Below are 12,863 nucleotides of genomic sequence, written 5' to 3' on the forward strand. Positions count from 1 at the left end.
GGCGCGTGGCCTCGGGGCCGACAGCGCGGTAGGCGTGACGGGTGTCCTGTTCATTTCGTCACGACACATCCTCAAACCGTCCACAAGCCGTTACGGTGTGCCAAGCCTCAGTCGTACGGCCCGTGGCGGCCGGTGCGGCCGGGGTCTTCACAGGTCGGGGGCTTTGGGTGCGCCGGGGGGCGGGCGGGGTGGGTTCCAGTGGGATGACGTCCGCGTCCGGATCGGACGCGGACGGCGAGAGACGAATCGTTTCTGACGCGGCGGGGGTCGTGGTACTGGGCGCTTGCGCCGCCTGGTCCCTGATCACGGCGGCCCTGCACGACGGCAGGCCGGAGGGGGTTCTCCTGGCGGTGCTGGCCGTGGCAGCCGGGTACGCCGCCGGGCGGATCGGCGGGGCGCTGCTGCCGGTCGGCGCGCCCTTCGCCGGGGCGCTGGCGGGCATCGCGCTGACCGTGGCCGTTCCGCACCTGGCTCCGGGCCCGCAGATCGCCGCGCCCCTCGGGCATGCCGGGGCCACCGCGGCCGTACTGACGTTGTCGGCCGGGGCCGCGTGCTGTGCGGCCTGGGCCGCGCCGGTTCCGGCCGTTCGCCTCGGCCTGCGCCTGCTGGCCGCGGGGGTCGCGGTGCTGGCGGCCCTGCTCGGCTCGGCCAGCGGCCTTGTGGCCTGTCTCGCGGTGCTGGTGTGCTCGCTGGCCGCAGGCCGCACCCGTCAGCGCGGCGCCGCCATGGCCGTACTGGCCGCGGTCGCCGCCCTGGTGACCGGTCTGATCTGGGCGGTCGCCGCGCGGGCCGTACCGGGCGGGTTCGTGGCGGCTCTGGAGGGGCGGCTGACGCCGCACCGGGTGCAGTTGTGGCACGACGCATGGCGCCTGCTCGGCGACGACACCGCGCTGGGGGCGGGCCCGGGCCGCTTCGGGGAACTGAGCGCGACGTCCGCCCAGTCGCTGCTGTCCGACGGCAAGCCCCACTCGGCGCCCCTGCAACAGGCGGCGGAACAGGGGATCGTCGGGGTGGCCCTGCTGGCGGCGGCGTTCGGCTGGGTCCTGTACGCGCTGTGGCGCGGCCCGCGCCCGACCCCGGTGGCGCTCACCGCGGGTGCGGCCCTGACCGCGCTCGCCGCCATCGCCGCGATCGGCAACGCGTTGAGCTTCACGGCGGTGTCGGTGGGGGCGGGCCTGCTGGCTGGCATGGCCACGGCACGCCCCCTCGTCGACGAAGCGGCGGGCCGTACTCCGGAGATGCGGGCACGCGGTGCGGGGCGCGCCGCGGCGCGGTGACCGGTCGGATGCCCGGTGCTCGGCCGCGGGCACAGGACGCCGGTGATCACAGTCAGTGATCACTGCCGTCGATCACAACAGGTGACGAACAGCCGGTGGTTCAGTGCGCGGGAGCGCCCGGCTTGGTGGGCCGCAGCCGCGCCTCGATCACCCGTACGGCCGCCTCCGCGTCGTCCACGGTGACCGTGAAGGTGTGCCCGTCCCACAGCTCCAGTTCGACACCCTCACCGCGTCGCACCACCACCGCGGTGCCCTTCTCGGGCCGCCAGCGGTAGCCCCAGCCACCCCAGTGGCGGGGGGTGACATGGGAGATGTACGTGGCGCCGACCACGCTGGAGAGCGGGATACGGCGGCGGGGAACGCCGATGTGGCCGCAGCGCACCTCGAGGTGCTCCTCGTCGACCCGCAGGGCGACGTGCACGAACGCGAGCGTTCCGAAGAGGACCAGCAGTCCGGCGGCGATGCACCCGACGACGGCCATGACCAGCGGGGCGATGCCGGACGTCCATGCGGAGTCGACGGCGAGCTCGACGCCGAGCGCCATGCAGGCGGCGCCCACGAGCGCCAGCAGCCACTGCACCCGGTTGGTGGCGCGGCCGGTCCACACGTCCGTGTGCGGGTGGGGGGCGTTCTCGCCGTGGCGGTGGTCCCTCATGCCTTGAGGGTACTCAGGATTCGCTCCGCTGGTACCCCGTGGCGGAGCGTGACTGCGCCGGGTGGGCGTCACGCCGATTCGGCCACAGGGTGACCGTCGGTGACGGCTGCGGTCAGCGAGCGGGCGTGATCGCCTGCAGCAGACGCCCTTCGGCGTACGCCAGGGCGGGGGCGGGCAGCGTGCCCTCGCGTCCGCTGAGCAGCACGGTGAGCGTGCCGTGCGGGGTGGCTCCCGGCGCGGGCTGCTCGCCGAGCCGGCGCAGGGCCTGGGCGGCCACGGCTCCCGCGGAGCCGTGCAGCACGAGGGGCGCGCGGCCGGGGCGCTGGACGGCGGTCCGGATGCGCTCGGCGACCAGTTCGTAGTGGGTGCAGCCGAGGACGACGGTGGTCACGTCGTCCGGGGTGAGGGCGGCGGCCGCGGACACCGCCGCGTCGATCGCCGCCTCGTCCGCGTGCTCCACGGCCTCGGCGAGACCCCAGCACGGCACCTCGGTGACGGGCACACCGCCGGCGAAGTCGCGGATCAGGCCCTGCTGATAGGGGCTGCCGGTGGTGGCGGGGGTGGCCCAGATGGCGAGGTGCCCGCCGCCGGCCGCGGCCGGCTTGATCGCGGGCACCGTGCCGATGACCGGGATGTCCGGTTCGAGGCGGGCGCGCAGGGCGGCGAGGGCGTGCACGGTCGCGGTGTTGCAGCCGACGATCAGGGCCTCGGGGCGGCGCGCGGCGGCCGCCTCGGCGACGGCCAGGGCACGCCCGGTGAGGTCCCGCGTGGTACGCGGACCCCAGGGCATGCCGTCGGGGTCGAGGGAGAGCACGAGATCGGCGTCGGGCCGTAGCCGCCGAACCGCGGCGGTGGCCGCCAGCAGACCGATTCCGGAGTCCATGAGCGCGATCTTCACCCGATCACGATAGACGATGAGCCGTCCCGGACCGTCCGGGTGGTGCAGACTGCGCGCGTGAGTGCCGTTGTGTGGACTGCCGCTGGATCGCTGCTCGCCTGGCTGTGGCTGCTGCTCTGTCAGGGCTTCTTCTGGCGCACCGATGTGCGGCTGCCTCCGCGCGCGGAGCCTGACGCATGGCCGTCCGTGTGCGTCGTCGTCCCCGCCCGTGACGAGGCGGCCGTGCTGCCCGCCGCGCTGCCGTCGCTGCTCGCGCAGGACTATCCGGGGCGGGCGGAGGTCTTCCTCGTCGACGACGGCAGTTCGGACGGCACCGGTGATCTGGCGCGCGAGCTGGCGCGTCGGCACGGCGGGCTGCCGCTGACCGTGGGTTCGCCGGGCGAGCCCCCGGCCGGCTGGACCGGCAAGCTGTGGGCGGTGCGGCACGGCATCGCACTGGCACGCGCGCGTGAGCCCGAGTACCTCCTCCTCACGGACGCCGACATCGCGCACGCGCCGGACAGTCTGCGCGAGCTGGTGGCGGCGGCCCGCTCGGGCGGATTCGACGTCGTTTCCCTGATGGCCCGGCTGCGGGTGGAGAGCGTCTGGGAACGGCTCGTCGTGCCGGCGTTCGTCTACTTCTTCGCGCAGCTCTACCCCTTCCGCCGGATCGCCGGGACGGGGCGGACGGCGGCCGCGGCCGGGGGCTGTGTCCTGCTGCGGGCGGAGACCGCCGAGCGGGCGCGGATCCCGGACGCGATCCGGCAGGCCGTGATCGACGACGTGGCGCTCGCCCGGGCCGTCAAGCACGGCGGCGGCCGCGTCTGGCTGGGTCTCGCCGAGCGGGTGGACAGCGTGCGGCCGTATCCGCGGCTGCATGACCTGTGGCGCATGGTGTCGCGCAGTGCGTATGCCCAGCTGCGGCACAACGTCCTGCTGCTGGCCGGTACGGTCGCCGGGCTGGCGCTGGTGTATCTGGTCCCGCCGGTGGCGGTCCTGGCGGGCCTCGCCGCCGGCCGTGCGCCGGCCGCGGTGCTCGGGGGTCTCGCGTGGCTCGTCATGGCGGGGACGTACGCGCCGATGCTCCGCTACTACCGGCAGCCGCTGTGGCTCGCCCCCCTGCTGCCGTTCACCGCGTTCCTCTATCTCCTCATGACGGTGGACTCGGCGGTGCAGCACTACCGGGGGCGGGGTGCGGCCTGGAAGGGCCGCACCTACGCGCGCCCGGACGCCGTGCCCGACGAGGGCTGACGGCCGGCACGGGGAGTCACTTCCTCCCTGGGGTCCAGTTCATGCCCCACCCATAGGCGTGGTCGACGGTCCGCTGCGGGCTCACCCCGCGGTCGGGCACCAGGTAGCGGGCCTCCCGCTGGACGATCAGGTCTCCGCCGGTGTTGGTGATCAGGGCCAGAGCGCACACGAGGGAGGGGACCGTGCACTCGTCGAGGGAGAACTCGATCGGCGCGCCGTGCTGCGGCCGGAGCGTGACCGAGGCGTGCAGGTCGGCGAACGAGCGGGCGCCCTCGTAGATGGTGACGAAGACGAGGATGCGCCGGAAGGCGTTCCTGTGGTCGAGGTTGACGGTGAGGTTCTCACCCGTCGACACCGCGCCGGTGCGGTCGTCGCCGTCGAGGTGGATGTACGGAGGCTGATGCAGCGCTCCGAAGCTGTTGCCGAGGGCCTGGACGACACCCTTGCTGCCGTCGGTGAGTTCGTACAGCGCGCACAGGTCGAGGTCGAGGTCGGAGTGCATCGCCGTCGGGCGCCCGAGCTTGCCGCTCCACCCCGAGAACTGCTTGCGCACCTCCCAGTTGAGGTTCACGTGCAGGGCACCGGAGGTGCCGCCCTGCTTGGTGAGGGAGACGGAGGGGGACGCCTTGGTGAGCGTCACCTTGGTGAGGCGGACGGGCGCGGGCGGCGCGGCAGGCGGGGGCGGCGGCGCGGACCGGGGCATCGGCGGGGGTGTGTACGCGGCGGGCGGTGGGGCGACGGGAGGCGCCGGAGCCGTGACCGGTGCCGGTGCCGGTGCCGGTGCCGCCTGCTGAGGCTCGTCCACCGTGATGCCGTAGTCCGTGGCCAGCCCCTCGAGTCCGCTGCTGTAGCCCTGACCGACGGCGCGGAACTTCCAGGCGCCCTGGCGGCGGTAGAACTCGCCCAGCACGAAAGCGGTTTCCGTGGTGGCGCCCGGGTTGTCGAAACGTGCCACCGGCGCACCCTGGGCCGCATCCTGGACCTCGATGTACAGGTCGGGGACCTGTCCGAACGCGCCGCCGTCGGAGGAGGCGGCGAGGACCAGCGTCTCGATCTCGGGCTCCACGCGCGCGAGGTCGACGAGGAGTGTGTCGGTCACCCGGCCGCCGGCGTCGCGCTTGCCCTCGTGCCGGACGGCACCGGAGGAGTGCGCGGGCTGGTTGTAGAAGACGAAGTCCGCGTCGGAGCGGACCTTGCCGCTCACCAACAGCAAGGCGGAAGCGTCGGCGTCGGGCACTCCGGGTCCGGTTCGCCATCCCAATTCCACCCGCAGCGCCGCGGTGGGCACCGGAGTGTTTGAACCTTTCAGCATTTGCATGTCCGCCCCCCATTGCCTGTCACCGCGCCGGCCTGTCCCGGCCGTTCGTCGAGTTCCGTGCGCACAACCTATTCCTTGCAGCGGCGAAGTCCCATGCGCGACCGCCCGGAAGACCGCGGTCAACCGCTGGTAACCCCGCCCGGAACTCGGCCTTTACACGATCGGAGCCTCGTTCGGCGCCCCTTTTTGCCGAGTTCGCTCGCATTGGGGATCCCGGGTCACTGCGGACACGGAAAACAACCCTCTTATCGGTCTCCCCAACCAGCACATCGTGGGCTTAACTTATGTGCCATGACCTCCCCCCGCTCCACCTATGGCGGCGGCTACTACTCCGCCTCCTTCCCGGACACCCCGATCTACGACAGGCTCGTCGCCGAGCGGGGCACCCCGCAGATCGCCCCGATCCGGGTCCCCGCTCAGTACGACATGCCGGGCAGCCACCTGCCCGCGCTTCCCTCGGCCCTGCCCGCCCTTCCGGCAGCGCCCTCCCAGCCCGCCTACGGCTATCCGCAGGCGCAGCAGCCCGCACCGCTGCAACAGGCGCCCGCGGCGTACATCCCGCAGCAGGCCACCGCTCCGCGCGGCTATCCCGGCCCGCAGCAGCCGCGTCCGGCGGCCCCCGCGGGTTACGAGGCGATGCGCCCCGCCGCTCCCCGGCCGGCCCCGGCTCCCTATCAGGACCCGTACAACCAGCAGTACCGCGGGTACTGAGCCGACCTCCGGGGGCTGTCGGTGCCGGCTGGCACGATGGCCCCATGGGGAACGCTCACCTGCACTCGATCCACGTTCATCCGGTCAAGGCGGTCCGGGGCATCGCGCCCCGGGAGGCCGCCGTGGAGCCCTGGGGGCTTGCCGGAGACCGGCGCTGGGTGCTGATCGACGACGGGGGAAAGGTCGTCACGCAACGCGTGCTGCCGCGCCTCGCACTCGTCGCCGCCGAGCCCCGGCCCGGTGGCGCCGTCCGTCTGTCGGCGCCCGGCATGCCACCGCTGACGGTGCCCGTCCCCCGGCCGTCCGTCACCGTGCCGGTGGAGATCTTCCGCGACAAGGTCGAGGCGGTCGAGGCCGAGGACGAGGCCGCGCACGCCTGGTTCAGCTCCTGCCTCGGCACCGCGGTGCGACTGGCGTACATGGACGATCCGGCCACGCGCCGGCCCGTCGCCCCGGACTACGCGCGTCCCGGTGAGACCGTCTCCTTCGCCGACGGCTTTCCGCTGCTGCTCACCACGACGGCCTCGCTCGACGCCCTCAACTCCCGGATCGCGCAGGGCGAGTACGCCGGCGAGGGCCCACTGCCCATGAACCGCTTCCGGCCGAACGTGGTCGTGGCGGGCACCCCCGCCTGGGCCGAGGACGACTGGTCCCGCCTCGCCATCGGCGACGTGCCCTTCCGCGTGGCCAAGCCCTGCGGCCGGTGCGTGGTGACCACCACCGACCAGGACACCGGCGAGCGCGGCCGCGAGCCCCTGCACAGCCTGGGACGGCACCGCCGCCTCGGCGGCAAGCTGGTCTTCGGGCAGAACCTGGTGCCGCTGTCCCGCGGCACGATCCGGGTCGGGGACCCGGTCACGATCGTCGAATAGCTCTGCGAGCGGGGCGGGAACCGAGCCGCGGGCCCGGGCGTTGGGCTTGTGTGAGAAATTCGTGAGAGGCCCCGGGGAGAGGTGATGTGGCTCTCTCTTCGCCGGGACCGTGCGTGGACGGCTCCGCCGGGGAGTATCACGGAGCGGGAAGGGGGTGCAGGCGGTGCGAGCGATCAGGGGGCTCTGGCGCTGGCGGCGCAATCCGCTGTGCCGCGCGACCGACCTGGCCGAGGCCTGGGTGGCACTGGCCGCCCTGCTGCTGATCCTGCTGGCCGCCCCGGTGGTCGGCTCGCTCGTCGGGGACACGGCTCAGGACGCGCTGCAGCGTTCGGTCCGGTCACAGCACGAGGCACGGCATCTGGTGACGGCCACGGTGGTCCGCAAGCTGGACCGCAACCCGCTGGACTCCGACCCCGAGACCTCGTCGGGCAGGGATCTGCGCAACCGCGTCCTCGCCGACTGGACCGCGCCGGACGGCACCCCGCACCAGGGCCCGGTGCTGGCGAGCCTCAAGGACCCACAGCAGGGCGAAACGTTCCGGATCTGGACCGACCGGCACGGCCGGATGGTGGCCCGCCCGCTCGACTCCGCGACCGCCTCGACACACGCGGTCCTCGCCGGCTTCGGCGCCGCCCTGGCGGCGGGCGGTCTCATCGAGGGCGGCAGACGGCTGATCGTCTGGCGCATGGTCCGCCGCCGGTACGCCCGTTGGGACCAGGCATGGGACAAGGCGGGCCCGGACTGGGGCAGGACGGGCACCGGCAGCTGACCGCCTTCCGGCTCTGGTCAACCCACCACGCGCGCGCACGCTACGGTGGTCCGGCCGAACCGTTCGGCACAACCCGCGCGCGAGCGAGCCTCAGGGACGCGCCGGTGTCGATGCCGCGTGCGCGCCCAGGCCCGGAAGGGCGGGCTCGGCCGCGGTCGCGACCCCGGGGTGGAGCGCCCCGACGGCGGACGAGCCATCAGTACGACCGAGGTGGGGGCACAGCTACACCATGGCACAGGGCACGGTCCAGGTGACGCACACCGGCACGTCGCGGTGGCGGCGCCGCACGGGTGAGTACGCATCGCTCGCCGCCGCCCTGGAGGCCGCGGCCGACGGAGATGTCCTCACCGTCGCGCCCGGCACCTACCGGGAGAACCTCGTCCTGGAGCGCGCGGTGACCCTGCGCGGTCCCGAAAGCTCCCCCGGCTCGGTGCGCATCGCGCCCGTGGACGGTGTGCCGCTGACCGTGCGCGCCTCGGCGGTGGTGCAGGACCTGCACGTGGAGGGCCAGGACGCGACCGCCCCCGCCGTGCTGGTGGAGGAGGGCACCCCGGAGCTGCGGGACGTGCGGGTCGTGACGCGGTCGGCGGCCGGCATCGAGGTCCGTGGCAGCGCCCGGCCCACGGTGCGGCGCTGCGCGGTCGACAACCCGGCGGGCGTCGGCATCGCCGTACTCGACGGCGCGGGCGGGGTGTTCGAGGAGTGCGAGGTCGTCGCGGCCGGACAGGCGGGCGTCGCGGTGCGCGGCGGTGCCCATCCCCGCCTGGAGCGCTGCCGGGTGCACCACACCTCGGGCTCGGGCCTGTCGGCGACCGGGGAGAACTCCGCGCTGGAGGCGGTGGGCTGCGAGATCTACGAAGTCCGGGGCAGCGGTGTGCAGATCACCGGCCGGGCCACCGCACACCTCACCGACTGCGACGTGCACCGCACAACGGCCGACGGGGTCACGCTCGACACGGACGCCGTGCTGACGCTCGCCGACTGCCGGATCCACGACATCCCGGAGAACGCGGTCGACCTGCGTTCCCGTTCCGTCCTGACGCTCACGCGCACCACCGTGCGGCAGTTCGGGCGCAACGGCCTGTCGGTGTGGGACCCGGGCACCCGCGTCGACGCCAACCAGTGCGAGATCTTCGACAGCACGGGCGACTACCCGGCGGTGTGGGTCAGTGACGGCGCCACCGCCGTCCTGGACTCGTGCCGGGTGCACGACGTGCCGGACGCGCTGTTCGTGCTCGACCGCGGCTCGCGCGCCGACGTCGTCGACACCGACCTGTCGCAGGTGCGCAACACGGCCGTGTCGGTGAGCGACGGCGCGACCGCGCAGCTCGACGACTGCCGGATCCGGGACGCGGCGACGGGCGCCTGGTTCCGCGACCACGGCAGCGGTGGCACGCTCAGCAACTGCACGGTCGACGGCACCCAGACCGGCGTGATCGTCACCAAGGGCGCCGACCCCACCGTGGAGCGCTGCACGATCGACTCCCCCGCGGAGGCCGGCGTCTACGTCTCGGCCGGCGGCCGGGGAAGCTTCCTCAACTGCCGGGTGACGGGCAGCGGAGGCTACGGCTTCCACGTCATCGACGGCAGCCGTACGACGCTGCGGAAGTGCCGCACGGAGCGGTGCGCCCGCGGGGGCTACGAGTTCGCGGACAGCGGCGCGGACGCGGCGTCCGCAGCGAGCCCGCTCGTGGAGGACTGCACGAGCGACGAGAGCGCGGGGCTGCGCGCGCCCGCCGCGCCGGAGACGGCCGTGCAGACGGTGAGCCACTCCCCCGGCCTGCTGGGTGCGCTCCCCGGGCAGCGCACCGAACCGCAGCCCCCACTGCCGGCCGCCGAGCCCGAGCAGCCGGCCCGCTCCTCCAAGGACGTCCTCGGTGAACTCGACGCGCTGGTGGGCCTGGAGAGCGTCAAGCGCGAGGTGCGCGCCCTCACCGACATGATCGAGGTCGGCCGGCGCCGGCAGCAGGCCGGCCTGAAGGCGGCCTCGGTCAAGCGGCACCTGGTCTTCACCGGCTCCCCCGGCACCGGCAAGACCACGGTCGCGCGGCTCTACGGCGAGATCCTCGCCTCCCTCGGTGTGCTGGAGAAGGGCCACCTGGTGGAGGTGTCCCGGGTCGACCTGGTCGGTGAGCACATCGGCTCGACGGCGATCCGCACCCAGGAGGCTTTCGAGAAGGCGCGCGGCGGTGTGCTGTTCATCGACGAGGCGTACGCGCTGTCCCCGCAGGACGCGGGCCGCGACTTCGGCAAGGAGGCCATCGACACGCTGGTGAAGCTGATGGAGGATCACCGGGACGCGGTCGTGGTGATCGTCGCGGGCTACACGGCCGAGATGGAGCGCTTCCTGTCCGTCAACCCGGGTGTGGCGTCCCGCTTCTCGCGGACCATCACCTTCAGCGACTACGGCCCCGAGGACCTGCTGCGGATCGTGGAGCAGCAGGCCGAGGAGCACGAGTACCGGCTGGCGCCGGGCGCGGGGGACGGCCTGCGGAAGTACTTCACGGTGCTCCCCAAGGGCCCGGCGTTCGGCAACGGCCGTACCGCGCGGCAGACCTTCGAGGCCATGGTCGAGCGGCACGCGAGCCGGGTCGCCCAGCTTCCGGAGCCGAGCACGGACGACCTGACGCTGCTCTACACCGAGGACCTCCCCGAGGTGCTCTGAGGAGGCGCCCGCCTATGCGGCGGGCGGCTCGGGCTCGTGCCGTGGCGACGGCACGTCCTGCGCCTCCGGTCCCACCGGAGCCTCCCCCTCGGGGGCATCCGGCGCCTGAGGGGCCGTCGGCCGCAATCGGGCCAGTAACGTGCGGCGCTCCTCGGCGAAAACCGGGTCGGCCTGGTAGTCGGAGTGGCCGAGGATCGGGGCGGGCAGCGGCAGAAGCGCGGTGCGGCCGTAGGCGAGGGGGTCCATGAGGGGGGCGTGGTCGACCTGTGCGCCGGGCAGGCGCATCGGGCCGCCGATGGGGTCGGTGAGCCTGTAGAGGTTGCGCCAGCAGTCGACGTCCCGGTGCAGGGAACCGAGCGCGGCCGGCCCGAAGTGCGCCGGGAACCAGCGGCCGTAGAGGCGTTCCAGGGGGGAACCGTAGGTCAGCAGCGCGACCCGTTTGCGGGCGGACGGGGCGAGCTGCCAGGCCGCGGCGGCGGCGAGCACGCTGCCCTGCGAGTGCCCGGAGATGACCAGCCGTCCGCCGGTGGCACGCGTCCAGGTCGCCATGCGCCAGGTCAGGTCGGGCACCGCGCGCTCGGCGTAGCAGGGCGGGGCGAAGGGGTGGGAGGCGCGGGGCCAGAAGGTGCCGACGTCCCACAGGATGCCGATGGTGCGGCGGGCGGCGGCGTCCTTGTAGGCGCGCCGGCCCCAGGTGACGAAGAGTATGAAGCCGAGACCGATCATCCAGGAGCCGAGGGCCTGTGCGGTCTCGGCGGCGCCGTGGAGGACGGGGTAGGTGCCCTGCGCGGCCTCGTCCGGGGTCTCGTCGGTGGCGAGGGCGCCCACGAGGGCTCCGGCGCCGAGCAGCAGGGTGACGCCGGAGGTGACGGCGACGACGCGGGGTCCCCGGTCGGTGAGGGAGGCCATCGCGCGGGTGTAGGCGATACGCCGGGTGCGGGCGCGGTCCTGGGCCTCGTCCGGGTAGTCGAGTGCCACCGCGACGCGCTCGGCGCGGGCGAGCTGCCAGGCACGGTGGGCCAGCCAGCCGAAGAGCCCGAGCAGGACGACGAGCAGCGGCGGGATCACGGACGCCTGCCAGGTCAGCAGCACCGGCGGGCCGTCGATCGACGCCCCGGTGCCGTCCAGCCAGTCGGACACGCGCTGGGACACACCACCGGACATAACTCCGCCCAGGGCGCAGGCCAGCATCGCCACGGCCGGTCCGCCCAGGCCCCGCAGCACCGCCCGCCGGTCGGGGTCGGTGCGGTGCAGGACGTACGCCACGACGCCGAGGACGATCACCAGCAGGCCCTGCACCAGGGCGATCCCACCGAAGGTCGTGTCACCGGGAAGCCGGCCGTCCGACGTCCACCCCGGGCGCTCCCACCCGGCGTACAGCACGGCGAGGACGAGCAGGACGAGTGCGGCGAGCGGCAGGCGCCGTACGAAACGCTCGTCGAGCGTGCGGTCCAGGCGCTTCTCGCTGCGGCCGCGGCGGCAGACCACCCACACCACGGCGACGGCGCAGACGGCGAGAGCCGCTTCGAGCATCAGCCCCAGCGTGTCGAGTACGGCCGAGCCGCCGGGGCGTCGGTCGTGACGGGCGGCCGCGCTGCCGACCGCGGCGGCGACCGTGATCAGGCCGGCGGCGGTGTGTGCCGCACGCAGCCGGGCCACCAGCCGGCGCCCGTACCAGAAGCCGGGCCGGCCGAGTGCGGTCGGGCCGCCCTCCCCCTCGGGCTCGGGAGCACGCTCGATGGGCTGCTGGGACTCGTAGTCGCTCCACGTGCGCCGGGACAGGTACCAGAGCAGGACGGTCAGGGCGGTGGGCACGACGGCGGCGAGGGCGAGCCTGCGGCCGGGGGCGCTCCACCAGCCGCCGTTCGAGACGGTGGGTGAGAGGAAGCCCAGCCAGGAGTGGCGGTCCGCGCAGGCCGCGGTGCCCGCGCACTGCCAGGCCGCCAGGTCGAGCGCGACCTCGCAGGCCGCGGCGACGAGCAGCACCGTCAGCGTGAGCCCCGCGAGCCGCACCAGGAGGCCGTACAGGCGCACGGTGCGGCGGCGGCCGTGGGCGGTGGGGCGCATCCAGTGGGCGAGGTTGACGACCATGAACGGCAGGAGCAGCAGCCACAGGGCGCGGGTGCCGTTGCCGGAGGTGAGGTTGCACCAGACGTAGGCCTCGGGCACCGGTCCGTCGCGGCGGCGGTCGTCCGGGCTGTGCTCGGCGTCGACGTCGTCGGCGCGCCGGAAGACCGCCGCGGTGTGGTCGCCGGTGATCCGCACCGTCCGCGGGTCGTTCAGCATCTCCTGCGGCGTGGTGCCGCCCACGCCGTGGACCAGGAGTTCCAGGGCGGTCCCGGGCTCGCCGGGCCGCGCTGCGGGACCGTCCGGTCCGCCGGTCGAGGCCTCTTCCTGCGCACGTTCCACTGATTCGCACTTCCCCCGTGACACGCCGTCCGCTCCGCCCGTGCGGGCACAAGGATCTC

At 74.0% G+C, this 12,863-nt stretch carries 10 protein-coding genes; 6 read left to right on the top strand and 4 right to left on the bottom strand.

Going from position 1 to position 12,863, the window contains the following annotated elements; all coding sequences use genetic code 11:
- Positions 1–203 precede the first annotated feature (203 nt).
- Positions 204–1,277 carry an O-antigen ligase family protein gene (locus QOL88_RS03260; RefSeq protein WP_097214986.1) on the top strand — a complete coding sequence of 358 codons (1,074 nt, stop codon included), beginning with the start codon at positions 204–206 and terminating at the stop codon, positions 1,275–1,277.
- Positions 1,278–1,377: 100 nt separating this feature from the next.
- Here the strand turns inward: QOL88_RS03260 and QOL88_RS03265 are convergent, their stop codons facing one another.
- Positions 1,378–1,932 carry a hypothetical protein gene (locus QOL88_RS03265; RefSeq protein WP_097214987.1) on the bottom strand — a complete coding sequence of 185 codons (555 nt, stop codon included), beginning with the start codon at positions 1,930–1,932 and terminating at the stop codon, positions 1,378–1,380.
- A gap of 112 nt (positions 1,933–2,044) precedes the next feature.
- Positions 2,045–2,830: a glutamate racemase gene (locus QOL88_RS03270; protein ID WP_179878757.1), complete on the bottom strand. Its 786-nt coding sequence runs from the start codon at positions 2,828–2,830 to the stop codon at positions 2,045–2,047.
- Between the two features lie 39 nt (positions 2,831–2,869).
- On the opposite strand from QOL88_RS03270, the gene QOL88_RS03275 reads away from it, so the two are divergent.
- Entirely contained in the window at positions 2,870–4,060 is a 1,191-nt protein-coding gene (locus QOL88_RS03275) for a glycosyltransferase (protein WP_097214988.1), read from the top strand.
- Between the two features lie 16 nt (positions 4,061–4,076).
- On the opposite strand, the gene QOL88_RS03280 is transcribed toward QOL88_RS03275, so the two are convergent.
- A complete protein-coding gene (locus tag QOL88_RS03280) occupies positions 4,077–5,372 on the bottom strand; it encodes a TerD family protein (RefSeq protein WP_097214989.1) in 1,296 nt (431 codons plus the stop codon).
- A 297-nt stretch (positions 5,373–5,669) separates the two neighbouring features.
- On the opposite strand from QOL88_RS03280, the gene QOL88_RS03285 reads away from it, so the two are divergent.
- The 4 genes from QOL88_RS03285 (at position 5,670) to QOL88_RS03300 (ending at position 10,395) form a co-directional block, all read left to right on the top strand.
- The gene (locus QOL88_RS03285; protein WP_097214990.1) at positions 5,670–6,089 is read left to right on the top strand and encodes a DUF6643 family protein; all 420 of its coding nucleotides are present in this window, start codon (positions 5,670–5,672) and stop codon (positions 6,087–6,089) included.
- A 44-nt stretch (positions 6,090–6,133) separates the two neighbouring features.
- Complete coding sequence (locus tag QOL88_RS03290; RefSeq protein ID WP_097214991.1) at positions 6,134–6,961, top strand: MOSC domain-containing protein; 828 nt, start codon at positions 6,134–6,136, stop codon at positions 6,959–6,961.
- A 163-nt stretch (positions 6,962–7,124) separates the two neighbouring features.
- A complete protein-coding gene (locus QOL88_RS03295) occupies positions 7,125–7,730 on the top strand; it encodes an Rv1733c family protein (protein ID WP_097222841.1) in 606 nt (201 codons plus the stop codon).
- Between the two features lie 229 nt (positions 7,731–7,959).
- On the top strand, positions 7,960–10,395 hold the full coding sequence (locus tag QOL88_RS03300) for a right-handed parallel beta-helix repeat-containing protein (RefSeq protein ID WP_097214992.1): 2,436 nt from the start codon (positions 7,960–7,962) through the stop codon (positions 10,393–10,395).
- A gap of 12 nt (positions 10,396–10,407) precedes the next feature.
- Here the strand turns inward: QOL88_RS03300 and QOL88_RS03305 are convergent, their stop codons facing one another.
- Positions 10,408–12,804 (bottom strand): hypothetical protein, encoded by a 2,397-nt coding sequence (locus QOL88_RS03305; RefSeq protein WP_097214993.1) that lies wholly within the window; start codon positions 12,802–12,804, stop codon positions 10,408–10,410.
- Positions 12,805–12,863 lie beyond the last annotated feature (59 nt).

Origin of the sequence: Streptomyces sp. Ag82_O1-12 (genome assembly GCF_900182715.1) — a bacterium.
Lineage (GTDB): Bacteria > Actinomycetota > Actinomycetes > Streptomycetales > Streptomycetaceae > Streptomyces > Streptomyces massasporeus.